Annotated in this window: 24 protein-coding genes; 17 read left to right on the forward strand and 7 right to left on the reverse strand. The window is 70.7% G+C overall.

Annotation, left to right across the window (positions count from 1 at the left end; genetic code table 11):
- The first annotated feature begins 2 nt into the window (after positions 1 to 2).
- Together recG and AB0H62_RS39410 are read left to right on the forward strand one after the other, a co-directional pair.
- Positions 3 to 2,156: an ATP-dependent DNA helicase RecG gene (gene recG / locus AB0H62_RS39405; protein ID WP_360591753.1), complete on the forward strand. Its 2,154-nt coding sequence runs from the start codon at positions 3 to 5 to the stop codon at positions 2,154 to 2,156.
- Between the two features lie 197 nt (positions 2,157 to 2,353).
- Complete coding sequence (locus AB0H62_RS39410) at positions 2,354 to 2,929, forward strand: GNAT family N-acetyltransferase (protein ID WP_360591755.1); 576 nt, start codon at positions 2,354 to 2,356, stop codon at positions 2,927 to 2,929.
- Positions 2,930 to 2,969: 40 nt separating this feature from the next.
- On the opposite strand, the gene AB0H62_RS39415 is transcribed toward AB0H62_RS39410, so the two are convergent.
- Complete coding sequence (locus AB0H62_RS39415) at positions 2,970 to 3,164, reverse strand: hypothetical protein (RefSeq protein ID WP_360591757.1); 195 nt, start codon at positions 3,162 to 3,164, stop codon at positions 2,970 to 2,972.
- A gap of 14 nt (positions 3,165 to 3,178) precedes the next feature.
- The gene (locus tag AB0H62_RS39420) at positions 3,179 to 3,817 is read right to left on the reverse strand and encodes a TetR/AcrR family transcriptional regulator (RefSeq protein ID WP_360591759.1); all 639 of its coding nucleotides are present in this window, start codon (positions 3,815 to 3,817) and stop codon (positions 3,179 to 3,181) included.
- A gap of 31 nt (positions 3,818 to 3,848) precedes the next feature.
- Here AB0H62_RS39420 and AB0H62_RS39425 point away from each other — a divergent pair, with 31 nt between their 5' ends.
- Positions 3,849 to 5,066 (forward strand): erythromycin esterase family protein, encoded by a 1,218-nt coding sequence (locus tag AB0H62_RS39425; RefSeq protein ID WP_360591761.1) that lies wholly within the window; start codon positions 3,849 to 3,851, stop codon positions 5,064 to 5,066.
- Here AB0H62_RS39425 and AB0H62_RS39430 read toward each other — a convergent pair.
- Entirely contained in the window at positions 5,063 to 5,386 is a 324-nt protein-coding gene (locus AB0H62_RS39430) for a DUF4288 domain-containing protein (protein ID WP_360591763.1), read from the reverse strand. The genes AB0H62_RS39425 and AB0H62_RS39430 overlap by 4 nt on opposite strands.
- 137 nt (positions 5,387 to 5,523) lie before the next feature.
- Between AB0H62_RS39430 and AB0H62_RS39435 the strand changes: the two genes are divergently transcribed.
- The 3 genes from AB0H62_RS39435 to AB0H62_RS39445 all read left to right on the forward strand — a co-directional run bounded on the left by AB0H62_RS39435 (position 5,524) and on the right by AB0H62_RS39445 (position 10,895).
- Positions 5,524 to 6,456 (forward strand): S8 family peptidase, encoded by a 933-nt coding sequence (locus AB0H62_RS39435; protein ID WP_360591765.1) that lies wholly within the window; start codon positions 5,524 to 5,526, stop codon positions 6,454 to 6,456.
- A 142-nt stretch (positions 6,457 to 6,598) separates the two neighbouring features.
- Complete coding sequence (locus tag AB0H62_RS39440) at positions 6,599 to 9,976, forward strand: pyruvate carboxylase (protein WP_220237660.1); 3,378 nt, start codon at positions 6,599 to 6,601, stop codon at positions 9,974 to 9,976.
- A gap of 121 nt (positions 9,977 to 10,097) precedes the next feature.
- Positions 10,098 to 10,895: an arginase family protein gene (locus AB0H62_RS39445; protein ID WP_360591768.1), complete on the forward strand. Its 798-nt coding sequence runs from the start codon at positions 10,098 to 10,100 to the stop codon at positions 10,893 to 10,895.
- Between the two features lie 150 nt (positions 10,896 to 11,045).
- Here the strand turns inward: AB0H62_RS39445 and AB0H62_RS39450 are convergent, their stop codons facing one another.
- The 4 genes from AB0H62_RS39450 to AB0H62_RS39465 all read right to left on the reverse strand — a co-directional run bounded on the left by AB0H62_RS39450 (position 11,046) and on the right by AB0H62_RS39465 (position 16,142).
- Positions 11,046 to 11,432 (reverse strand): GntR family transcriptional regulator, encoded by a 387-nt coding sequence (locus tag AB0H62_RS39450; protein WP_360591770.1) that lies wholly within the window; start codon positions 11,430 to 11,432, stop codon positions 11,046 to 11,048.
- Positions 11,433 to 12,146 carry a hypothetical protein gene (locus tag AB0H62_RS39455; protein WP_360591772.1) on the reverse strand — a complete coding sequence of 238 codons (714 nt, stop codon included), beginning with the start codon at positions 12,144 to 12,146 and terminating at the stop codon, positions 11,433 to 11,435. It abuts the gene before it with no gap.
- Between the two features lie 162 nt (positions 12,147 to 12,308).
- A complete protein-coding gene (locus AB0H62_RS39460) occupies positions 12,309 to 13,304 on the reverse strand; it encodes an LLM class flavin-dependent oxidoreductase (RefSeq protein ID WP_360591773.1) in 996 nt (331 codons plus the stop codon).
- A 714-nt stretch (positions 13,305 to 14,018) separates the two neighbouring features.
- Entirely contained in the window at positions 14,019 to 16,142 is a 2,124-nt protein-coding gene (locus AB0H62_RS39465; protein ID WP_360591775.1) for an ATP-binding domain-containing protein, read from the reverse strand.
- 121 nt (positions 16,143 to 16,263) lie between these two features.
- Here AB0H62_RS39465 and rsmD point away from each other — a divergent pair, with 121 nt between their 5' ends.
- From rsmD to AB0H62_RS39520, 11 genes are all read left to right on the forward strand, one after another.
- Positions 16,264 to 16,830, forward strand: coding sequence for a 16S rRNA (guanine(966)-N(2))-methyltransferase RsmD (gene rsmD / locus AB0H62_RS39470; protein WP_220237666.1), 567 nt, complete (start codon positions 16,264 to 16,266; stop codon positions 16,828 to 16,830).
- A gap of 52 nt (positions 16,831 to 16,882) precedes the next feature.
- Positions 16,883 to 17,365: a pantetheine-phosphate adenylyltransferase gene (gene coaD / locus AB0H62_RS39475; protein WP_220237667.1), complete on the forward strand. Its 483-nt coding sequence runs from the start codon at positions 16,883 to 16,885 to the stop codon at positions 17,363 to 17,365.
- Between the two features lie 195 nt (positions 17,366 to 17,560).
- Positions 17,561 to 18,274, forward strand: coding sequence for a ribonuclease domain-containing protein (locus AB0H62_RS39480; protein ID WP_360591777.1), 714 nt, complete (start codon positions 17,561 to 17,563; stop codon positions 18,272 to 18,274).
- A 172-nt stretch (positions 18,275 to 18,446) separates the two neighbouring features.
- Positions 18,447 to 19,175 (forward strand): DivIVA domain-containing protein, encoded by a 729-nt coding sequence (locus AB0H62_RS39485; protein WP_220237669.1) that lies wholly within the window; start codon positions 18,447 to 18,449, stop codon positions 19,173 to 19,175.
- A gap of 68 nt (positions 19,176 to 19,243) precedes the next feature.
- Positions 19,244 to 19,861, forward strand: a complete 618-nt coding sequence (locus AB0H62_RS39490; RefSeq protein ID WP_220237670.1) for a DUF177 domain-containing protein — start codon at positions 19,244 to 19,246, stop codon at positions 19,859 to 19,861.
- Positions 19,862 to 19,936: 75 nt separating this feature from the next.
- Positions 19,937 to 20,119, forward strand: coding sequence for a 50S ribosomal protein L32 (gene rpmF, locus AB0H62_RS39495; RefSeq protein WP_220237671.1), 183 nt, complete (start codon positions 19,937 to 19,939; stop codon positions 20,117 to 20,119).
- A 14-nt stretch (positions 20,120 to 20,133) separates the two neighbouring features.
- The gene (gene rnc / locus AB0H62_RS39500) at positions 20,134 to 20,889 is read left to right on the forward strand and encodes a ribonuclease III (protein ID WP_220237672.1); all 756 of its coding nucleotides are present in this window, start codon (positions 20,134 to 20,136) and stop codon (positions 20,887 to 20,889) included.
- A gap of 47 nt (positions 20,890 to 20,936) precedes the next feature.
- Positions 20,937 to 21,800 carry a bifunctional DNA-formamidopyrimidine glycosylase/DNA-(apurinic or apyrimidinic site) lyase gene (gene mutM, locus AB0H62_RS39505; protein ID WP_360591780.1) on the forward strand — a complete coding sequence of 288 codons (864 nt, stop codon included), beginning with the start codon at positions 20,937 to 20,939 and terminating at the stop codon, positions 21,798 to 21,800.
- Between the two features lie 51 nt (positions 21,801 to 21,851).
- Positions 21,852 to 22,283: a helix-turn-helix domain-containing protein gene (locus tag AB0H62_RS39510; RefSeq protein WP_220237674.1), complete on the forward strand. Its 432-nt coding sequence runs from the start codon at positions 21,852 to 21,854 to the stop codon at positions 22,281 to 22,283.
- A gap of 3 nt (positions 22,284 to 22,286) precedes the next feature.
- Entirely contained in the window at positions 22,287 to 22,829 is a 543-nt protein-coding gene (locus AB0H62_RS39515; RefSeq protein WP_220237675.1) for a hypothetical protein, read from the forward strand.
- The gene (locus AB0H62_RS39520; RefSeq protein WP_220237676.1) at positions 22,826 to 24,022 is read left to right on the forward strand and encodes an MAB_1171c family putative transporter; all 1,197 of its coding nucleotides are present in this window, start codon (positions 22,826 to 22,828) and stop codon (positions 24,020 to 24,022) included. The genes AB0H62_RS39515 and AB0H62_RS39520 overlap by 4 nt, the downstream gene beginning before the upstream one ends.
- Positions 24,023 to 24,094 lie beyond the last annotated feature (72 nt).

A 24,094-nucleotide genomic window follows, 5' to 3' on the forward strand; every position in this document is an offset into this window, starting at 1 on the left:
AAATGGCCGGGCTGCGCGAAAAGCTGCCGCTGCTGTTGGGCGCGAAGACGGCGAAAGCGCTGTCGGGTGCGCTGGACATCGAGACCGTCTCCGACCTGCTGCGCCACTACCCGCGCCGCTACGCCGAGCGCGGCGAGCTCACCGACATCGCCGGCTTGGAGCTGGGCGAGCACGCGACCGTGCTGGCGCGGATCGAGAAGATCAGCAAGCGGCGCATGAAGTCGCGCAGCGGCACGATCCTCGACATGGTCATCACCGACGGGAAACGTCGGCTGGCCTGCGCGTTCTTCAACCAGGCGTGGCGTGAGAAGGAACTGGCGCCGGGCAAGACCGGCCTGTTCGCGGGCAAGGTCACGGCGTTCCGCGACACCCTGCAGCTGGCCAACCCGGAGTACGAGCTGCTCGACGCCGAACGCGAAGCCGAGGCCGTCGACAACTTCCTGGCCGAGATCATCCCCGTGTATCCGGCGGCGCAGGGCATGCCGACGTGGTCGATCGCGAAATGCGTGCGGCAGGTGCTCGACGTGCTGGAGGTCGACGCCGACCCGATGCCCGCCGACGTGCTGAAGCAGCACGGGCTGCCCGGTCTCGAACGGGCGTTGCGAGGCATCCACCGGCCCGAAGATTGGGCGCACCTGGAGACCTCGCGCCACCGCCTCAAGTGGGACGAGGCGATGGCCGTGCAGCTGATTTTCGCGCAGCGGCGCCATTCCGCGGTGTCGCGCCCGGCCAAGGCCAGCCCGCACACCGACGGCGGGTTGCTCGACCTGTTCGACAAGCGCCTGCCGTTCGACCTGACTGCCGGCCAGCGCGCGATCGGCGACGAGATCGCCGCGGACTTGGCGACCGAGCACCCGATGAACCGCCTGCTGCAGGGCGAGGTGGGGTCGGGCAAGACCGTCGTCGCGCTGCGGGCGATGCTGCAGATCGTCGACTCGGGGCGCCAGTCGGCGATGCTCGCGCCCACGGAGGTGCTGGCGGCGCAGCACGCGCGTTCGCTGCGGGAAATGCTCGGCGAGCTCGGCATGGAGGGGGAGCTGGGGGCCGCGGAGAAGGCGACGCGCGTGACGTTGCTCACCGGGTCGATGGGCGCGAAGGAACGCAAGAAGTCACTGCTGGAGACGGTGAGCGGCGAGGCAGGCATCGTCGTCGGCACGCACGCGCTGATCCAGGACACCGTGCAGTTCGCCGACCTCGGGTTCGTCGTGGTCGACGAGCAGCACCGCTTCGGCGTGGAGCAGCGCGACGCCCTGCGTTCGCGCGGTTCGGACTCCACTTCGCCGCACGTGCTGGTGATGACCGCGACGCCGATTCCACGCACGGTCGCGATGACCGTCTACGGCGACCTGGAGACGTCCGCGTTGCGCGAGATGCCCGTCGGGCGCTCGCCGATCAAGACGACCGTGGTGCCCGTGGCGGAGAAGCCCGCGTGGCTCGACCGGGCGTGGGAGCGGGTGCGCGAGGAGGTTTCGAAGGGGCACCAGGCGTACGTCGTGTGCCCGCGCATCGGCGACGAGCCCACGTCGGACAAGAGCGACAAGCGCCCGCCGCTCGCCGTGCTGGACGTGGCGCCGGAGCTGGCGGGCGGGCCGTTGAAGGGCCTTCGCGTGGCGGCGCTGCACGGCCGCATGCCCGCCGACGAGAAGGACGCCGTCATGCGGGCCTTCGGCGCCGGCCAGATCGACGTCCTCGTGGCGACCACCGTCGTCGAGGTCGGCGTGAACGTCCCCAACGCCACCGCCATGGTCATCCTCGACGCCGACCGCTTCGGCGTGAGCCAGCTGCACCAGCTGCGCGGCCGCGTCGGCCGGGGCAGCGTGCCGGGCCTGTGCCTGCTGGTGACGGAGACGTTGGACGGAACCGCCACCCGCGAACGCCTCGCCGCCGTCGAATCCACCACCGACGGCTTCGAACTCTCCCGCCTGGACCTCGAACTCCGCCGCGAGGGCGACATCCTCGGCGCGGCCCAGTCCGGGAAACGCTCGGGCTTGAAGCTGCTGTCGCTCCTGCGCGACGAAGACGTGATCACCGAGGCGCGCGCCCAGTCGCAGGAAATCGTGGTGCGCGACCCGACGCTCGCTTCGTACCCTGGCCTGGCCCAGATGGTGTCCGATGTGGTGGACATGGAGCGCGCGGAGTACTTGGAGAAGAGTTGACCGCCTCGGAGCCGTCGGAGCCGTCGGAGCCGTCGGAGCCCTCGGAGCCCTCGGGCCGTTCGGCTGGTTCTGGCTCAGGTTCGCGTTCGCGCTCCGTCGTTGTGCCTGCTTCGGGCTCTGGCTCTGGTGCGGAGCCTGCTTCGGTGTCCGGTGCCGGCTCCAGGGCGGTGCAGTCGTCGACCTCCGGCTCTGGCGCTGTGACTTCGTCGAGCTCTGCTGCTTTCGGCCTCGCGACCACACCTGGCTCGACTGCCACCGTCCGCCCGGCCGTCGTCGCGGACGCTCCCGGCATCGCACGCGTCCACGTCGGCTCCTGGCAGGCGGCCTACGCCGGCCTCCTTCCGGCCGACTTCCTCGCCGGCCTCTCCGCGTCCCGCCGCGAAACCTTCTGGGCGGAAAGCCTGTCCGCCCAGGCGCCCCGCCACACCGTCCTCGTCGCCGAAACCCCCGACGGCACCATCGCCGGCTTCGCCGCCTCCCGCCCCAGCCGCGACGATGACGCCACCCCCGATACCGGCGAACTCGCGTCGATCTACCTGCTGCCCGAATTCTGGAGCCAGGGCTACGGCCGCGCCCTCCACTCCCACGCCCTCACCGCCCTGGCCACCGACTTCCGCACCGCCACCCTCTGGGTCCTCGCCGGCAACACCCGCGCCCGCACCTTCTACGAACGCACCGGCTGGACCCCCGACGGCCGCACCAAGGTCGATTCCCTCGCGAACGGCACGGTCACCATCGACGAAGTCCGCTACCGCACCTCTCCCCGCGGGTGACCCTTTTCGCCCCTCAACGGCGATCACCGGTGTTACCTGGTCAGGACTGCAACGCCCGCACGAACAGGAACACCGGCTTTGTGCTCAGCACCTCGAACATCTCGGGCCAAGACAGTCGGCAGCCGAGGTCTGTCGTGGTCACCCGAACTCTTTCGGAGAAGCCGGATTCCCGCCGCCGCAGGGGCTGCGCAGCGGCGGCGACGATCATCGCGGCCCACAACTCGTTGCCACTCACCGGCGACACCGACGTCAAGCCCCTGATTCCGCGTCCTCACCCGCCGCATCCCGCACGAAAACCCCAGCCCGCGCCGCCGCCGCAGCTGCCTCCGCTGCCACCCGCGCGTCAGCCGCCGTCACCGACTCCCGGGAGATGAACAACCGGTAGAAGATCGGCCCGCTCGCCACCCGCACGACCTCCGCCGAGTCGGTCCCGGCGGGCACCTCGCCCCGCGTGATCGCCCGCGTGACCATCACCGCTGAGCGGCCGTGCCGGTCCTCGTAGAACCCGTGCAGCGCCTCCGCAGCACGCGGGGAGTGGAAGGCCGCCAGCACCGACGCCGTCGGGAGCTCGCGCAGGCCGGGCTCGGTGAAGTACTGCACGAGTTCCAGCAGCGTCTCCGCCAGGTCGCCGGCCAGGGAGCCGGTGTCGGGCGCCGTCCACGGCTGTTCGGTGCCCATGCGCAGCGCGGCGGCCACGAGCCCGTCCGTCGACTCCCAACGGCGGTAGATCGTGGTCTTGTGCACGCCCGAGCGGTCGGCGACCGCGTCCACCGTGAGGTTCGTGAAGCCCTGCTCCGCGAGCAGGTCGAGCGTCGCCTGCAGCACGGCGAGGCGCGTGCGTTCCGTGCGCCCACCCGGTCGGCGGGTTCCGGCCAATTCGCTTGCCAAGTGCGACTCCAGTTGCGTTAGTGTGCCCAGTATGCCAGACCTCGACTTCCGCACACCTTTCTCGCCCGACGACGTCTCATCGATCGCCGACCTGATCGGAGACGCGCGCATCGTCGCGATCGGGGAGAACAACCACCACATCCGCGAGTTCGGCGAGCTCCGCAACCGGCTGCTGCGCCACCTCGTCGAGGAACGCGGCTTTACCGTGCTCGGGTTCGAGTCGGGGTTCGCTGAGGGCGAGCTCGTCGACGGCTGGCTGCGCGGCGCTCCGGGTGACGTCGCCGAAATCGGGCGAGACGGCTTCACCTTCTCCCTCGGCGACTCACCCGAGGCGCACGACATGCTCACCTGGCTCCGCGGCCACGGCGGCGTTCGCTACGCCGGCCTCGACGTCCCGAGCTCCGGCGGCTCACCCGTGCCCGCGCTGAAGGCCGTGCAGCGCTACCTCGAGGACGTCGCCCCCGACGTACTCCCGCTGGTCGAGGCCGGCCTCACCGCTTCGGAGCCATACGCGTCCGTCAGCAGTGCCGTCGCCCCTGGCCGTTACGCGGCGATGGCCGCCCCCGCGCGCGACGCCGCGACGGCAGCCTTCACCGCCCTCCTGTCCCACCTGAAATCGCTGGCACCCGTCTACTCGCAATGGCGCGACCGGGACGCTCACGCCATCGCCGAGCACCACGCCCTCGGTGCCCTGCGCATCGACATGTACCTGCGCGAGCTGGCGGCGATGATGGCGGGCGTCGCGCCGCCGATGCAGAGTTCGTCGCGCGACACATACATGGCGTCGACCGTGAAGCTGCTTCGCCGCCTACACGGCGAAGGCGCGAAGATCGTCGTGATGGTCCACAACGGACATCTCCAGCGCGTCCCCTTCGCCGCGGCGCCCGGCCTGGTCTTCCCCTCGGCCGGCACCCACCTGGCCGCCGAGTTCGGCAACGACTACTTCACCCTCGGCGTCACCGCCGGCACCGGGACCACCAGCGGCCTCACCCCGGACGAGGGCGAACGCCTCGGCTTCCGCGTCCACACCGAAGAGCTCCCGCCGCCGGGCGACGACAGCGTCGAAGCCACCCTCGCCGGCTCCGACGCCTGCCTCGTCGACCTGCGTGCCAACCGCACGAAAGGCGTGGCGGGCCCGACGAGCATGCGCCACGCCCACATGTTCACCCAGGTGGACGTTGTCCAGGCCTTCGATGCCCTGGTCTACCTGCCGACGATGTCCGTCAGCGACCACGTGCCCCGGAGCTAGTCTGCCATCAGCGGTTCGAATCGCCGATAGGCGGCGAAATCGCGGAAGTGCCGGGCGTACAGGTCGGCGTCGTGCGTGAGGTCGTCCTCGAGGGCGCGCGCGACGTCGACCACCCGCTTGCAGCGCAACGTGATCAGCTCGCCCTGCTCGTTGCGGTGGCTGCCCGTCTCGCCTTCGACGCGCCGGGTCACGGCTTCGCGCGCGGCTTCTTCGCTCTCGGCGTACACGAGCACGAAGTCTTCGCGGTACAGCGGTTCGTACGCGGGCGAATCGCTCGTTGCCTCGTAGAGGACAACGGCGATGTACGCGTTGGCGCTCATCGTTCCCCCTGGTTCGCTCCATGATCACTTTCGCCGCGCACCGGCGAGTGGGCAACCGGATTTCGAGCCCAAACACGGACCAGCCCATCGTGTGACGTCGAGTTGCCGTCGCCGCGCGCTCGGGATACGACGCAGGAATGCGGAACCGAACGGCTCGTGGTCTTTTTTCGGCGACAACGGTGTTCCTGCTGGTGGTGGTGGGAAACTCGCCCGCGCTCGCGGCCAGCGGCACGCAGGTCAACCCGCCGAGCTGGGCGCTCGACCGGATCGATCAACCGACGGGCCTCGACCAGAAGTACCGCTACGAATCCGACGCCGCCGACGTCACGGTCTACGTGATCGACAGCGGCGTCGACGCCAAGCACCCCGACTTCCAGGGCCGCGTCCAGCCGGGCAAGGACTTCCTGACGACCGGCGCCGACACCTCCGACACCAACGGCCACGGCACCCGCGTCGCCGGCATCGTCGCCGGTCGTAGCTACGGCGTCGCCAAGGCCGCGCAGATCTTCCCGGTCCGCGTGCTCGACAAGGACGGCGGCGGGTCCACCGACAACATCATCGCGGGCATCAACTGGGTCGCCCAGAACGCCCACCAACCGGCCGTCGCCGTGCTCGGTATCGGCGGCGTCGCCAACGAGCAGCTCGACAACGCCGTGGCCGGCCTTGCCGCGGTGATGCCCACCGTCGTCCCCGCGGGCGAAGGTGGCGAAGACGACAGCCAGGTTTCGCCGGCGAGGGTCCCGGCCGCGCTCACCGTCGCGGCGAGCGACGTGCAGGATCAGGTGGCGAATTTCTCAGACTTCGGGACGCCCGTCGACCTCTACGCGCCGGGCGTCGACATCCCGGCGCCCATCGCGGGCTCGTCGGACGTCGGCACGTTATCGGGTACGTCGATGGCCGCGGCCGTCGTCGCAGGCGCCGCTGCCGTCTACCGATCCCTGCACCCGGACGCCGCGCCGGCCGACGTCGACAAGGCGTTGGTGCAGGCAGCGTCCCCGGACGTGCTGAAAAACGTGCCTTCCGGCACTGCCAACCGTTTGCTCTGCACCCTGGCCGCACCGACGTCCTGACTGTTGCGGCGAGCCCCGGATCCCCGCATCATGCACGCAGGTCGGCGCGCATGATGTCCATCACTTGGACTTCGGCTCCCGGAGGGCGAGAAGAACCGGGTAACGTGCCTTCACTACCGATCCGAAACGGGAAGGACCGGGCATGTTCCGCAAGGTGCTGGTGGCCAACCGCGGTGAGATCGCGATCCGAGCGTTCCGCGCAGGCTACGAACTGGGGGCGGGCACGGTTGCCGTGTTCCCGCACGAAGACCGCAACTCGCTCCATCGGCTGAAGGCCGACGAGGCCTACGAGATCGGGGAGCCCGGCCACCCGGTGCGCGCCTATCTCTCCGTCGAGGAGATCGTCAAGGCCGCCAAGAAGGCGGGTGCCGACGCGGTCTACCCGGGTTACGGCTTCCTGTCGGAGAATCCGGACCTGGCGCTCGCCTGTGAGCAGGCGGGGATCACTTTCGTCGGCCCGAGCGCCGAAATCCTCGAGCTCACGGGCAACAAGGCGCGCGCCGTGAAGGCCGCGCGCGAGGCTGGCGTGCCGGTGCTGGGTTCGTCGGAGCCCTCCAGCGACGTCGATGCCCTGGTGGCCGCGGCCGACGACCTCGGTTTCCCGGTGTTCGTCAAAGCCGTCGCCGGCGGCGGTGGCCGCGGCATGCGGCGCGTCGAGGACCCGGCGATGCTGCGCGAGTCCATCGAAGCCGCGGCCCGCGAGGCCGAGTCGGCCTTCGGTGACCCGACGGTGTTCCTCGAGAAGGCCGTGGTCGACCCGCGGCACATCGAGGTGCAGATCCTCGCCGACGGCGAGGGCAACGTCATCCACCTCTACGAGCGCGATTGCTCCGTGCAGCGCCGCCACCAGAAGGTGGTCGAGCTCGCGCCCGCGCCGAACCTCGACCCCGAGCTGCGCGACCGCATCTGCGCCGACGCCGTGCGCTTCGCGCGCAAGATCGGCTACCGCAACGCCGGCACCGTCGAGTTCCTGCTCGACCGCCAGGGCAACCACGTGTTCATCGAGATGAACCCGCGGATCCAGGTCGAGCACACGGTGACCGAGGAGGTCACCGACGTCGACCTCGTGCAGTCCCAGCTGCGCATCGCCTCCGGCGAGACGCTGGCCGACCTCGGCCTCTCGCAGGACAAGATCTACCTGCGCGGCGCCGCGCTGCAGTGCCGCATCACCACGGAAGACCCGGCCAACGGCTTCCGCCCCGACACCGGCATGATCAGCGCCTACCGCTCCCCGGGCGGCTCCGGCATCCGGCTCGACGGCGGCACCGCGTTCTCCGGCACGGAGATCAGCGCCCACTTCGACTCGCTGCTCGTGAAGCTCACCTGCCGTGGCCGCGACTTCAAGACCGCCGTGGGCCGCGCCCGCCGCGCGGTCGCGGAGTTCCGCATCCGCGGTGTCTCCACGAACATTCCGTTCCTGCAGGCGGTGCTCGACGACCCGGACTTTCGCGAAGGCCGCGTCACCACGTCGTTCATCGAGGAACGCCCGCACCTGCTCACCGCCCGCCACTCGGCGGACCGCGGCACGCGCCTGCTCACCTACCTGGCCGACCAGACGGTGAACCGCCCCCACGGCGAGCGCCCGCGCACCCTCGACGCGACGGCGAAGCTGCCGAAGCTGCCCGCCGACGTGACACCGCCGGACGGCTCGAAGCAGAAGCTCACCGAGCTGGGCCCGGCCGGCTTCGCCCGCTGGCTGCGGCAGTCGCCGATGCTCGGCGTCACCGACACGACATTCCGCGACGCCCACCAGTCGCTGCTCGCCACGCGCGTGCGCACGAAGGATCTGCTGGCCGTAGCCCCGGTCGTCGCCGCGACCGTGCCACAGCTGCTGTCCCTCGAGTGCTGGGGCGGCGCCACCTACGACGTCGCTCTGCGCTTCCTGGCCGAGGATCCGTGGGAACGCCTCGAGCAGCTGCGCAAGGCCGTGCCCAACATCTGCCTGCAGATGCTGCTGCGCGGCCGCAACACCGTGGGCTACACGCCGTATCCCACCGAGGTGACGCACGCCTTCGTCGAGGAGGCGGCCGCCACCGGCATCGACATCTTCCGCATCTTCGACGCCCTCAACGACGTCGAGCAGATGCGGCCGGCCATCGAAGCCGTGCGCGAAACGGGTACCGCCGTCGCCGAAGTGGCGCTCTGCTACACCTCCGATCTCTCTGATCCCCACGAAAACCTCTACACGCTCGACTACTACCTCAAGCTGGCCGAGCAGATCGTGGGCGCCGGGGCGCACATCCTGGCCATCAAGGACATGGCTGGCCTGCTCCGCGCACCAGCCGCCGCGAAGCTCGTGACGGCGCTGCGCAAGGAGTTCGACCTCCCCGTGCACATCCACACGCACGACACGGCGGGCGGCCAGCTGGCCACCTACCTCGCCGCGATCCAGGCGGGCGCGGACGCGGTCGACGGCGCCGTGTCATCCATGGCCGGCACCACCTCGCAGCCGTCGCTCGGCTCGATCGTCGCGGCGACCGACCACTCCGACCGCACCACGGGCCTCGACCTGCAGGCGATCGGCGACCTCGAGCCCTACTGGGAGAGCGTGCGCAAGATCTACGCGCCGTTCGAGGCCGGCCTCGCGTCGCCCACGGGGCGCGTGTACCACCACGAAATCCCGGGCGGCCAGCTCTCGAACCTGCGCACGCAGGCCATCGCGCTGGGCCTCGGCGACCGCTTCGAGGACATCGAGGCCATGTACGCCGCGGCCGACAAGATCCTCGGCCACCTCGTGAAGGTCACGCCTTCGTCCAAGGTGGTCGGCGACCTCGCGCTGCACCTCGTGGGCGCCGGCGTCTCACCCGCGGACTTCGAGGCCGAGCCCAACAAGTTCGACATCCCGGACTCCGTGATCGGCTTCCTGCGCGGCGAGCTCGGCGACCCGCCGGGCGGCTGGCCGGAGCCGTTCCGCACCAAGGCTCTGGAGGGCCGTTCGGCGGCCAAGCCCGTGGCGGAACTGTCCGAAGAGGACCGCAAGGATCTCACCGACAACCGGCGCGCGGCCCTGAACCGGCTGCTGTTCCCCGGCCCGACTAAGGAGTTCGAAGCCCACCGCGAGGCCTACGGCGACACGAGTGTGCTGTCCAGCAAGGACTTCTTCTACGGTCTGCGCCCGGGTGAGGAGTACGCGGTCGACCTGGAGCCCGGCGTCCGGCTGCTCATCGAGCTCGAAGCCATCGGTGAGGCCGACGAGCGCGGTGTGCGCACGGTGATGTCGACGCTCAACGGCCAGCTCCGGCCGATCCAGATCCGCGACCGTTCCATCGCCTCGGACGTCCCCGCGACCGAAAAGGCCGAGAAGGGCAACCCGAAGCAGATCGCGGCTCCCTTCGCCGGTGTGGTGACGCTGCAGGTGGCGGAAGGCGATCAGATCGAGGCCGGCGCGACCGTGGCGACGATCGAGGCGATGAAGATGGAAGCTTCGATCACCGCGTCGGCGGCGGGCAAGGTCGGTCGGTTGGCGATCACCTCCGTTCAGCAGGTCGAGGGCGGGGACCTCCTCATCGTGCTCGAGTAGCGCGTCGCTGCGCCAGTTTCGACCGTCGCGAACGGTCCATTCGTGCCATCACGGCGCGAATGGACCGTTCGCGCCGTGATGGGCTCGTCTCGACCGGCGTCGCCGCGCTAACGTCGGGCGCATGCTGATCAACGCGGTGCCGCAGTGGCAGGGCGCGATCGGCCCCCGGGCACGGGGACTGGTCGAGGGCTGCCTCGCGCTTTCCGAGCTGGCCGGCCACGTCCTCGGCCTGCCGGTGCACCACATCCACCAGGACCCCGAAACCTCCGACGCGGTGTCGGGCGTCGCCAACCGGGCCGTGCTCACGGGCACGAACCGAGGGGCGCAACTCGCCGCGCTCGAAGCACCTGGCGGCCCGGTCCTGACGATCGGCGGCGACTGCGGAGTCGAGCTCGTGCCGATCGGCGTCGCGCGGTACCGCTACGGCCCGGCGCTCGGCGTCGCCTGGTTCGACGCGCACCCCGACCTGAACACGGCCTCGTCGTCGCCGTCGGGCGCGTTCCACGGCATGGTGCTGCGGTCGCTGCTCGGCGAAGGCGACGAGCAGTTCGCGGCGAGCCCGGCTGTCGAAGCCGGCCGGGTGGCCTTGTTCGGCACGCGGGCTTTCGACGCCCCGGAGGAAGAGGCCATCGGCCGAGGTTTGGCTGTACGCACCGACAATGCCGTCGCGACGCTGCGTGAGTCCGGCGGTGAGCAGGTGTACTTGCACCTCGACCTCGACGTCCTGGACCCGGCGTCCTTCGGTGGCGTCAACTACCCGGAGCCCGGTGGGCTGACGGTCAGCGAGCTTGTCCGGGCGATCGATGCACTGTCCGAAATGGACGTCATCGGCGCGGGGATCACGGAGTGCGTGGGCACAGAGCTCGAGATCCTCGAGCCTGTGATCGCCGCGGTGGGGAGGGTGCTGCTGCAGGACTGAACCCGTTTGCCCACGGGCAGATTCCGCTTCGGCGGTGATCTTCGCCCCGGTGCGCGACCACGAGTGAGTACGGCCAGAAGGAGGTGTGCCCGAGCCGTACCGGATGTGGTCTGCGAAGTGGCGAAAAGCTCGCCGGCCGGGTTCAGGGGATCATTGTTGGTCCTGCGGAACGTCGCTCAGGGCTGCCCGCGCGGCGTCGACGGCTTCCTCCGGATCGACGCCCAGCTCTCGAACGCGCAGGGCGTACTCGGTGGCAGCGTCGCGGAGCAGTGACGCGCGGTCCGGCCGCTCGGCCGAGCCGGTGACGACTGTTCCCTTGGCGCGAGCCGTGGTCACCCAGCCGGCGGCCTCGAGTTCGCGGTAGACGCGGGCGATCGTGCCGGAGGCGAGCCCGAGGTCTCGGGCGAGCTGGCGGATCGGCGGCAGCCGGGCGTCGACCGGCAGCGCGCCGGTGCCGATCGCGCGGACGATCTGGTCGTGGACCTGACGCCAGGGCGCGACGCCGTTGTCAGCATCGACGGTCACTCGCAACGGCATCTACTTCGCCGTCACCGGCGCGGGCAGTTTCCGCGGCGGCGTGGCGATCGCGATGAACGCGGCCAGCGTGACGACGAACGCCAGGAACGACGGCAAGTTGCCGCCGGGCCAGGCGCACATGCCGGTGGCGAGCCCGAGCGCGACGCGTGCGCTGCGGCAGCGCAGCGCCAGGTCGACGTCGGGATCACCCGCGGCCGGCCGTCGGACGGCGAGGAGCACCACGCCCCACGCGACGGCGGTGGCCGCGACGGTGATGCCGAACAACGTCCATTCGCCGATCACGGCGAGGTGGACCGCGGCGGCGAGCGCTGCCAGCGCGGAGACGACGATCGCCCACAGCGGGGCGAAGTCGAGGATGCCGCGTGGCGCCAGCACGGCTTCGCGTCGCGCGCTCGGAGACGGACGTTGCGCGAGCACTTCGGCGATCAACCCGCCGAGGAGGAGCACGGTCATGATCGCGTTGAGGTCGATGGAGTTCGCGAAGTCCGCCGCGCCGGGAATGAACGGGAGGCCCACGAAGAGCCACGGATACCAGAACCTGCGGCGACGCAGATAGCGCACGGCCACGGACACCTGGTCCGGGGTTGCGTCCGGCAAGCCCCATTTGGCGAGCAGGCGCGCGCCCTGGCGTTGACCTGGCCAGAGCACGAACAGGATGGCCAAGCCGAACAGGCCGCAAGCGATCGCGACGCCGACCACGGAGTCGAGCTGCATGGTGTGATCCCCCTGTCTTGTATCAAGTGAATGATACAAGACGGATGAGCGTCGTGCACAGCGCCGGTCCCGTTGCCACTGAGCGACGACGAGGAGCTAGGTGCGGGGAACGGAAAAGAAAAATCCCGGCCACTCGGGCCGGGATCTCTCTTCTGCGTGCCGTCAGTTCTTGAGGTCCGCCAGGATCTCGTAGGAGCGCAGGCGGTCTTGGTGCCCGTGGACCATGGTGGTGACCATGAGCTCGTCGGCGCCCGAGTCGGCGAGGAGCTGGTCGAGTCCCTTTCGGACGGTCTCGGGCGAGCCGATGATGCTCGAGCCGAACCGGTCGGCGAGGAACGCGCGGTCCATCTCCGTGTACGGGTACTCGGCGGCTTCTTCGGGCGTCGGCAGCGCGATGGGGCGGCCGCGGCGAAGGCTGAGGAACGTCAGCCCGCTGGGGCCGGCCAGGAACTGCGCGCGCTCGTCGGTCTCCGCGGCGACCACGGATACGCCGAGCATCACGTACGGCTCGGCCAGCGTCTCGGACGGGCGGAAGTTCTCTCGGTAGAGCTGCACGGCCGGCAGCGTGTTTTCGGCCGCGAAGTGGTGTGCGAAGGAGAACGGCACACCGAGGCGGCCGGCCAGCTGCGCACTGAAGCCGGACGAGCCAAGCAGCCACAGGGGCGGCTTGTTGCCCTCGGCGGTCACGGCGTTGACGCCGCGCGCCGGGTCGCTCTCGAAGTACTCGAGCAGCTCCATCAGCTGCTCGGGGAAGTTCTCGGCGGACAGCCCGCCGGGGCCGCGCAGCGCGAGCGCCGTGCGCTGGTCGGTGCCTGGCGCGCGCCCGATGCCGAGGTCGATGCGGTTCGGGTGCAGCGCCTCCAGCGTGCCGAACTGCTCGGCCACCACGAGCGGCGCGTGGTTGGGCAGCATGATGCCGCCCGACCCCACGCGGATCGACTCCGTGGCGTCGGCGACGGTCCCGATCAGCACCACCGTGGCCGAGCTGGCGATGCCCGGCATGTTGTGGTGCTCGGCGAGCCAGTAGCGGCGGTACCCCAGCCGCTCGGCGTGCCGGGCTAGGTCGATGGTGTTGCGCAGCGCTTCGCCGACCCCGTGCCCGTCCGAGACGGGGGAGAGGTCGAGCACGGACAGCGGGACGTCAGGCAGAGAACTCACGCTGAGCAGTAACGCACACGACGGCTGTTCCCTTCCCGGCGAGTCAAGGTCGGGTGGCCGGCGTTCGGTCGAGATCGGACGCACCAGCGGTTCGCCGCCGGGTGGCGAGGGGTTCGCCACTCGGCGGCGAATCCGTGGTCGGGCCGGGGCCGGGCTTGTGGCCACGGTCCACTCGGGTGCGTGGCCTCTGCCGGAGTGCTGGGTTCGGTGGTGCGTGTCTTGGTCGCCGCGGCAGGCGAGGCCGTCGCCGATCAGTGGCGAATCTGGGTCGCGCCGTGTCGTCGGGGCCGCGACCCCGGCGAGACGGCGCGGACGCGGACGAGTCGGAGCGAGCGGGTGCGTGGCCTGGTTGTGGCCAGCCTCACGGTCAGGCGATGGGTTGCGGGTCTCTTGTATGCGCAGCATGCCTTGGCGGGCGCGAGGTCATTCGGCGTCTGGGTCGCGCGGGTGTCGCCGATCAGCGGCGAACCTGCGCCCGGCCCATCCTGGCCGCGGCCGCGCGGCTCGCCGGCCGAGGCGTGGGCCGCCAGTACTTGCGGGGCCCGGGAGCGCGGCGGCCGCGGGGTCCGGGAGCACTGGCGGCCGCGGGATCTGGGAGCGCGGCGGGCGCCGGGCCCGAGAGTCCGGTCGACTCGATCACCTGGCCAAGACCGGAGATGCCGAGCCAGCCGGGGCGTCGCCGCTGAGAGGCAAATGCCTGAAGGCGGCGGAGGGTCAGGTGCTGGGCAGCCAGTCCGGGTTCGAGGCCAGGACGATGAGGTGCTGGGTCGCCCGGGTGAGGGCGACGTAGAGGACGCGGCGGCCGGTGGAGGACTCGGTGACGAGATCCATGGGTTCGACGAGGACGACGGCGTCGTACTCGAGGCCCTTGGAGTCGAGGCTGCCGACGACCTTGAGGCGTTCGTCGGTCTCGTCGGTGAACCAGGCGTTGACCTCGGGGACGCGGTCCATGGCCGTGATGACGCCCACGGTGCCTTCGACCGAGCCGAGGAGTTCCTTCACCGCGGCCTGCGTCGCGCCTTCCAGAGCGCCGGCCTCGACGGGGCGGACCTCGGGCTCGATGCCGGTGGTGCGGACGGCGCGGGGGAGCTCGTCGGCCTGGGCGTGGCCGGTGACGACCTTCGCGGCGAGGTCGAAGATCTCCGCGGAGTTGCGGTAGTTGGTGCGCAACGTGAAGCGGCGGCGGGTGGTCTTCACGCCGAAGGCCTGGTCGCGCGCGGCGGCGGCCTCGTCGGGGTCGGGCCAGGAGCTCTGCACCGGGTCGCCGACGACGGTCCAGCTGGCGTACTTGCCGCGGCGGCCGACCATGCGCCACTGCATGGGGGACAGGTCCTGGGACTCGTCGACGACGACGTGGGAGTACTCGTCGTAGTGCTCGGGCCGGTGGGTGCCGCCGCCGGTGCTGCCTCGCTCGGGCTCGGCCTCGAGGACGGTCTGGCGGCGGCGCCGCTTGGGTTCGGGGCCGACGAGGACGCGCAGCTCGTCGAGCAGGGCGACGTCGGCGACGGACCAGCCGCGCGAACGCTCGGCGAAGTCGGCGGAGAGGAGGGAGATCTCGTGGCGGTTGAGCACGCCCTTCGCGACCGCGGCGAGGCGCTTCTCGTCGCCGAGCCACTTGAGGATCTGCGCCGGGTACAGGACTGGCCACCAGACGACGAGGAAGCGGTGGAACTCGATGCGCTCGCCGAGGTCGCTGATCAGCTCCGCGCGGTCGAGCTGCTTGCCGTCGGCCTTCGCGTACTCCTCGGCCTTGTCGGCGAGCGCGCCCAGCAGCAGCTCGGCCGTGCGTACGCGCGCGCGGTTGGGCGGTGCGCCCTGGGTGTGGGCCTTACGGCGGACCTTCTCCAGCTCGCGCGCCGAGAGCTTGAGCACCTCGCCGCGGTAGACGATGCGCATCTCCTGCGGCGATTCCGGCGGTGTATCGCGCAACGCGCGCAGCAGCACCTTCCGCATGCGCAGCGAGCCCTTGATCGCGGCGAGCTCGGAGGTGTCCTGGCGGGTGGCGGCGAGGCCGTCGAGCACCTCGCCGAGGGCGCGCAGCTCCACGTTCGTCTCACCCATCGACGGCAACACCCGCGAGATGTACGTGGTGAACACCCCGGACGGCCCGATCACGAGCACGCCGGCGCCCCCGAGCTGGCGGCGGTGGCGGTAGAGCAGATACGCGGCGCGGTGCAGGGCGACGGCGGTCTTGCCCGTGCCCGGACCGCCCGTGATCTCGGTTACGCCGCGCCACGGCGCGCGGATGACCTCGTCCTGTTCCTTCTGGATCGTCGCGACGATGTCGCGCATCTTCTCGCCGCGGGAACGGCCGAGCGCGGCCATCAGCGCGCCCTCGCCGACGACCTGCATGTCCTCGGGCACGGCGTCGGGGATCAGCACGTCGTCGTCGACGTCGAGCACGTTCTGCCCGGAGCAGCGGATGACCCGGCGGCGCACCACGTCCATCGGCTCCTCGGCCGTGGCCTGGTAGAACGCCGCGGCGGCGGGCGCGCGCCAGTCGGTGACGAGGTTGTCGAACTCGTTGTCGCGGATGCCGAGGCGGCCGACGTAGATGTGGTCGCGGTCGAGGTGGTCGAGCCGGCCGAACACGAGGCCCTCGTACTCGGCGTCGAGCGTCTGGAGGGTCTGGTTGGCGTGAAAGACCATCATGTCGCGTTCGAAAAGCATCGAGGCCTGTTCGAAAATCGCCTCGCGCTGGGCGCCTTGCCCCAGCTCGTAGCCCTTCGTGCGCATCGCCTCGGCCTGTACCCGCAGCTCGGCGAGCCGGGTGTAGACCCGATCCACGTGGGCCTGCTCGACGGCGATCTCCGCCCGTCTCACCCGGGGTTCCGACACGCAACGCTCCTAAACGACTCGATGCCTCACGAGGGCGAAGAACGACTGTACGCGCCCGCGCGCGCGTGATTCAGCAAGTCCTGCCCAACGCCACACTGCGACGTTCGGCGAAGATGGCGGGGTGACGAGGATCGTGGCGGGGAAGGCGGGCGGCCGGCGGCTCAAGGTGCCGCCCAAGGGGACCCGCCCGACGTCCGAACGCGTGCGCGAAGCCCTGTTCAACGCGCTCGAAGTGGCCGGTGAGCTCGACGGCACCCGCGTGCTCGACCTCTACGCCGGCTCCGGCGCCCTCGGTCTCGAAGCCCTCTCCCGCGGCGCCGCCGACGCCTGGTTCGTGGAGGCCGACCGCCGCGCGGCCGACGTGCTGCGCGGCAACGTCGGCGCCCTGGGCCTGGGCGGCACCGTCCGCGCGGCCCCCGTCGAGACCGTGGTCGCCGCGCCCGCGCCCGCCCTGTTCGACGTGGTGCTGGCCGATCCGCCGTACGCCGTGGACGCCGCCGCGCTCGGCTCCGTGCTGGCCGCGCTCGACGAAGGCGGCTGGCTCGCCGACGGCGCCCTGGTGGTGATCGAACGCGCCGCTCGCGACGGCGCGCCCGACTGGCCCGGCGCCTACACGCCCACGCGTGACAAGAAGTACGGCGACACCGCCCTGCACTGGGCCGAGTACACGTGTCGATCACAGGTGTGACGCAGCAGTCACGAAGTGCGCGCGCAGCGTCGCGGCTTGGTAGCGTCCGCGCATGCGGCGTGCGGTCTGTCCCGGTTCCTACGATCCGGCCACCAACGGACACCTCGACATCATCGAGCGGGCCTCCGTCCTCTTCGACGAGGTAGTGGTCGCCGTGGGGGTGAACAAGAGCAAGAAGGGCCTCTTCACCGTCGAGGAACGGCTGGAGATGCTGCGCGAGATCACCGCGAGCCTCCCCAACGTGCGCGTGGACTCGTGGCAGGGCCTGCTCGTGGACTACTGCCGCGAGAACGACATCGCGGCCGTCGCCAAGGGCCTGCGCTCGGTCAGCGACTTCGACTACGAGCTGCAGATGGCCCAGATGAACCGCGAGCTCACCGGTCTCGAGACGCTGCTGATGGCCAACAACCCGGCCTACGGCTTCGTCTCCAGCTCGCTGGTGAAGGAGGTTGCGGCGCTCGGCGGCGACGTCGAGCGGCTCGTGCCGCCGGTGGTGTTCGAACGGCTCGGCAAGGTGTTCCCGCACCAGGGCTGAGCGCGGTCCCGGACGAAAACCGCTCGTTCGCGAACAAGATCCGGTTCGTACCCGAACAAGATCCGAGCAGTTTCGCACGTTCACCCGGCGCATTCGCCCGAACGGGTTGCGACCATCGTCGGGACTTCGGGGAACGCTCGAAGCTGTTCACTTGACGGCAGCCTCGCGACCATCCGATCGGGTTACGGTCCGAAAATGGCCAACCACCGTTCGCGTTTAGCGACCGTCCTGTTCGCGCTGCTGGTCGGATTCCTCGGGCTGGGCACCGCCGCGGTCGCGGCACCCGCTGCCCCGGCGGCGCCGGCGTCCGTGCTGCAGAACTCCTGCGGCAACCTGTCGGGCTTCTCGCACACGTCGCTGTCCTCGCTCCCCGCGGAGGCGACGACGACCTACAACCTGATCCAGAAGGGCGGGCCCTTCCCGTACCCGAAGAACGACGGCGTCGTCTTCGACAACCGTGAGGGCATCCTGCCGTCCTGCGCTTCGAGCTACTACCACGAGTACACCGTGCCCACGCCCGGTGCGAGCAACCGCGGCACGCGCCGGATCATCACCGGCCAGGGTGGCGAATTTTTCTACACCGGCGACCACTACGAGACCTTCAAGGTCATCGACGTCAACGGTGGTGGCGGCGGCGACACCGGCTCCTGCGGCAACCTCTCGGGCCTGGCGAAGATCGGCTACTCCACTCTGTCCTCGGCCGCGAAGTCGGTCGTGAACCAGGTGCGCAGCGGCGCGACCGGCCAGACCTACGAGAACCGCGAGGGCGTGCTGCCGGCCTGCGCGGCGGGCTACTACCAGCTGTTCCCCGTGGGCACGAACGACCGCGTGATCAAGGGCAAGGGCGGCGAGCTGGCCTACACGCCGGACCGCTACTCCACGTTCAAGGCGATCGACCTCAACTCCTGAAATCCCTGACCGGCCTGTGTGCCGCCCCACCCGCGCCGGGTGGGGCGGCACGCTGCGTCATGAGTCGTTCGCAAGAGGACACGCCCAGTCCGGCGCGCGTTCACCGCTTCAGGCCGGCAAGCGGGCAGACTGATCGGTAGCGAAACGGGGATTACTGCTTGAGGGAGTGGCCGTGTACCGGGTTTTCGAGGCACTCGACGAGCTCGTCACGATCGTCGAAGAGGCCCGCGGGGTGCCCATGACGTCCAGCTGCGTCGTGCCGCGCGGTGACGTCCTCGAGCTGCTCGACGACGTCCGCGACGCGCTGCCTGGCGAGGTCGACGACGCCCAGGACGTGCTCGACAAGCGCGACGACCTGCTGCACGCCGCCCGCAAGGAAGCCGGCGAGACGGTGGCCGGCGCCAACGAAGAGGCCGAGCGCACGGTGTCCGACGCCGCGTCGGAGGCCGAGCGGATCCTCGCCGACGCGCGCGCCCGCGCCGAGCAGATGATGGGCGACGCCCACAACGAGGCCGAGCGCATGGTCGCCGCCGGGCAGGCCGAGTACCAGAACCTCACCGACCGCTCCCGCGCCGAGTCCGAGCGCATGATCCAGGCCGGCCGCGACGCTTACGAGCGCGCCATCGAGGACGCCCGCGCCGAGCAGACGCGGCTCGTCTCGCAGACCGAGGTGGTCCAGGCCGCGCACGCCGAGTCGGCCCGCATCGTCGACGAGGCCCACGCCGAGGCCGACCGCCAGCGCGCCGACTGCGACGCGTACGTGGACGGCAAGCTCGCCGAGTTCTCGGAGCTGCTCGCGACCACGCTGCGCACCGTCGACTCGGGCCGCAACCACCTGCGTTCCCCGGTGAACCTGGGCGGCAGCGGCGGTCGTCCGACGCTGTACGACTACCAGGTCTGACCCCCTGCGGGAGTGACGCTCGGCACCAGCGCGAAACCACTGGCGCACCGTGCGTACCCTGGTATCCGATGTCAGAGAACCCTGCCCAGAACACCCGCCCCGCACAGCTCGACGACAAGAGCCCGTGGGTGGTCGACACCCGTGAGCTCGGCCGGCGCGCCGGCCTGAGCCGCGACGTGCGCCGGAGCGTGCCGATCGAGGCCGCCCTCGGTGTGCCCGACGTCATCTCGCTCGAGGCCGGCTCCGTCCTCGAGCTCGACCTGCTCCTCGAATCCGTGGTCGAGGGTGTGCTGGTCAGCGGAACGGCAAGCGCCACCGCCACCGGCACGTGCTCGCGCTGCCTCGACCCCCTCACCGAGGAGATCGAGGTCGACCTCACCGAGCTGTTCGCCTACCCCGGCACGGCCACGGAGGAGACCACCGACGAGGACGAGATCCCGCGGCTGATCGACGACCGGATCGACCTCGAACCGATCGTCCGCGACGCCGTGGTCCTGGCGCTTCCCCTCGTGCCGCTGTGCGAGGAGGACTGCGCCGGGCTGTGCACCGAATGCGGCGTCAAGTGGGCCGATCTCGAGCCCGGACACGGGCATGAGAAGATAGACCCTCGGTGGGCCGCGCTGGTCGAGCGATTCGACGAGAACGCGGGCGAAAAGCCTGCGCACGGCTCCGGAGAGCAAGCCTGACGAGCGTCCAGCTCGATCCGGGAGAAGTCAGTTCGGCTCGTGAACGCGGGCAGACAGTCTGAAGGAGATCTACTCGTGGCCGTCCCGAAGCGGAAGATGTCGCGATCCAACACGCGCGCGCGCCGCAGCCAGTGGAAGGCGGCTCCGGTTCAGCTGGTGCCCTGCTCCAACCGCGCCTGCCGCCAGCCGAAGCTCCAGCACATCGCGTGCCCGACGTGCGGCCAGCACAACGGCCGCCAGGTCGTCGAGCCCGCCTGATCGGGCAGCCGACCATGGGGGGTAAGTCCGCCGGGGGACCCGCGGCCGATCCCATCACACTGCTCGAGGCGCTCGGGGTCGAATTCGACCCCGAGCTCCTTCGGCTTTCGCTGACCCACCGCTCGTACGCGTACGAGAACGGTGGGCTCCCGCCCAACGAGCGGCTGGAGTTCCTCGGCGACGCGGTGCTCGGCCTGGTCGTCACGGACCACCTGTACACCACGCACCCGGACCTGCCGGAAGGCCAGCTCGCGAAGCTGCGCGCCAGCGTCGTCAACATGCACGCGCTGGCGGGTGTCGCCCGCGGGCTGGGTGAGGGCGGTCTCGGGGCGCACCTGTTGCTGGGCAAGGGCGAAGAGCTCACCGGCGGCCGGGACAAGGCGAGCATCCTCGCCGACGGTCTCGAAGCCGTGATCGGTGCCACCTACCTGGCTCACGGCATCGAGGTCGCGCGCAAGCTCGTGCACCACCTCTTCGACGGCCTGCTGGCCGAGGCGCCCCTGCGCGGGGCCGGTCTCGACTGGAAGACCAGCCTGCAGGAGCTCACCGCCTCCTCCGGTCTCGGCGTGCCCGAGTACCGCGTGGAGGACACCGGTCCGGACCACCGCAAGGAGTTCACCGCCACGGTGCTCGTCGCGGGTCGTCCGCTGGGAGACGGTTCCGGCACCACGAAGAAGGAAGCCGAGCAGAAGGCCGCCGAAACGGCGTGGCGCGCCCTCTCCGAAGAGCGGGGCCACGGCTCCGACGGTTCGGCCAAGTCCGAAGGCTGACGCCCGCCGGTCCGGAAGTGTCGTACCGGGCGGGCAGAATGGACGCCATGCCCGAACTTCCCGAGGTCGAGGTCGTGCGCGCCGGCCTCGCGGCCCACGTGGCCGGTCGCACCGTCAGCAAGGTCGAGGTCCTGCACCCGCGCGCGATTCGCAGGCACGCCCTCGGCGCCGAAGACTTCACCGGCCGTCTGGCCGGTGTCGTGGTCGAGGCCGCGCGCCGGCGGGGCAAGTACCTGTGGCTCGAGCTGTCGCATGGTGAGGCCGTGCTCGCGCATCTCGGCATGAGCGGCCAGATGCTGGTGCAGCCCGAGGGCACGCCCGACGAGAAGCACCTGCGCGTACGCGTCCGCTTCGACGACGACGGTCCGGAGCTGCGGTTCGTGGACCAGCGCACGTTCGGCGGCCTCGCGCTCGACGAGCTCGCCGACGTCGAGGGCGACCTGCTGCCCGCTACCATCGCCCACATCGCGCGCGACCCGATGGACGCGCGGTTCGACCCGGCGGCTGCCGTGAAGGTGTTGCGTTCGCGGCGCACCGAGGTCAAACGCGCACTGCTGGACCAGACCCTCGTCTCCGGCGTCGGCAACATCTACGCCGACGAAGCCTTGTGGCGCACCAAGTTGCACGGCACCCGGCCCACCGACAAGCTCACCAGCGCCCAGGGGAGCGCGCTGCTGGCCGCCGCCGGCGAGGTGATGAACGCCGCGCTCGCCGTGGGCGGCACGTCCTTCGATGCCTTGTACGTCAACGTGAACGGGCAATCCGGGTACTTTTCCCGTTCCCTCGACGCGTACGGCCAGGAGGGACTACCGTGCCGCCGGTGCGGAACGGCGATCCGGCGGGAACCGTTCATGAACCGCTCGTCCTACTCCTGCCCGAAGTGCCAGCCGCGGCCCCGCAGCTCGCGTTGATGCGCCTGTCGGGGCGATCAACTAGGATGAACGCGGCGGAAGAGGAGCAGCATGACGGAGCCGGACAGATCGTCGCTGGCCGACAAGATCGACCAGCTGTTCCACGTCGTGCGCCGGCCCGACCGCGAGCAGTACAGCCACGAGGAGGTCGCCCGCGCGTGCCGTGAGGCGACGGGGGAGAGCTTCTCCACCACGTACCTCTGGCAGCTGCGCACCGGGCGTCGCGACAATCCCACGAAGCGTCATCTCGAGGCGCTCGCGCAGTTTTTCGGCGTTCCTCCGGCATACTTCTTCGACGACGAGCAGAGCGTGAAGATCGCGGAAGAGCTGGCGTTGCTCGGCGCCTTGCGCGACGCCGGTGTCCGCGATGTGGCGCTGCGGGCCATCACGCTCTCGCCCGACGGGCTCGACACGATCAGCGACATGATCGACGCGATCGCCCGGAGGGAGGCCGCGCGAAGCGGCGTGAAGAAGGAGGACTGAGCGGTGGCGGACCGGCAGCGCGAGCTCTGGCGACGGTGCCGTCGCCTGGCCGAGGCGCCGGCGCTGCCCGAGCCCTTCGACGCCGCCGAGTTCGTGGCGGGCATCGCCGCCGGTCGCGGCCGGCCGATCGAGCTGATGCCGGTGAACGCGCCGTCCGGCGGGCCGTGCGGCCTGCTGATGAGCACCGCGCGCGCCGACTACATCCTCTATCCCACCAACACCACGGCCCTGCACCGGCGCCACATCCTGCTGCACGAGGTGGGCCACCTGCTGTGCGGGCACGTCGGGTCCGACGCCGGCGCCGAAGGCGCGGCGATCGACACCGCCGTGAGTCGCGCGTTGATGCCGAACCTTTCGCCCGAGCTGGTCCGCCGCGTGCTGGGGCGGACCACGTACTCGGCGGTGGAGGAGCAGGAAGCCGAGCTTGTGGCGTCGTTGCTCGCCCAGCGCGCGGCGAAGGTGCAGGCGCCGCGGCCGGAACCGGACAGCGGCATGGCCCGCATGGACGACATGTTCGGCGGCCGCCCGCGCCGCCGGAACCCGTGATCGAGACGCTGGCGTACCTGGCCTGCGTGCTCGGGTTCGCCGGCTTCGGCGTGAAGCTGCTCGAGGCCGGGCGCGATCAGCCGGCGCGGACGCTGTGGTTCCTCGCCGGCTTCGGCATCTGCATCGCGCTCGGCATCACCGACGGCATGCCGGCGATGGACGAGCTGGCCGGCCACCACCGCTGGTACGCCGAGTACGCGCCGCTCGCCGGCGACCTCGCCAAGTTCGGCGCGATCGGGTTCACGGTCGCGTTCACGCGCTCGATGCGCTTCGGCGCCGACGCGCGCCTGGGCTGGCACGCGGTGTTGTCGTGGTTCGTGATCGCGGTGGAGATCGTGCTGTTCACCCTTGCAGGCCCGGACCGCTCCGGCGACGAGACGGTCGTCGCCGCTGAGGGGCGACCGTTCCTGATCGCGTACGAGCTGGTGTTCGTCGTGTACGGCGTGCTCAGCCTGACGCTCGTCGCCGTGTTCTTCGCGCGCTTCGCCACGCGCGCCCGCGCGGGTTCGCTTCGCACCGGGCTGTGGCTGATCTTCGCCGGCGTGGTGGCGGCGGTGGCGTGGACGCTGTGGGACCTCGACGACGTGGCCGCGCTGATCTCGGATGGCCGCGTCGGGGCGACGGAGGACCTCCCGGCCGCGGTGCTGGGGGCCACGTGCGTGGTGCTCGCGGTGGCGGGGTCGACGTTGTCGGTGTGGGGGCCGTCGCTCGCCACGCCGTTCCGCTGGATGCGCGCGTACCGCGGCTACCGCCGGATCGAGCCACTGTGGACGGTGCTGCGCGACGCCGTGCCCGGCATCGCCCTGGATCCGGCGAGCGGGCTCGGGCGTGGTGCGGAGTTCGCGCTGTACCGGCGCGTGATCGAGATCCGCGACGGGCACCTCGCGCTGCGGCCGTACTTCGACCCGGACCTGCCCGCGCGCGTGGTGGACCGCGCCCGGCGCGACGGCGTGCCGACCCGCCGGGTGGCCGCGACCGTCGACGCCGCCACGCTCGCGGCGGCCCTCGTCGCGCGCGAAGCGGACCACCGGTTCCAGCCCGACGATGCCGACGCGCCCGAGAGCCGGGCCGTGGCCGCCGACGTGAGTGCCGAGGCCGCGTGGCTCATCGAGGTGACGCGCGCGTGGCGGCGCTCGGCTCTGGTGGCCGACGTGCGACGCGAAACCCGGCGTGAGCTGGGCGTTCCAGTCTGATCTTCACCTCTGTGCGCGGATGGTTTCCGCCGAATGGCCGTCCGCCGTGCGCACTACTGCGCAATGCGTGGT

Source organism: Amycolatopsis sp. NPDC050768 (assembly GCF_040654155.1).
Lineage (GTDB): Bacteria > Actinomycetota > Actinomycetes > Mycobacteriales > Pseudonocardiaceae > Amycolatopsis.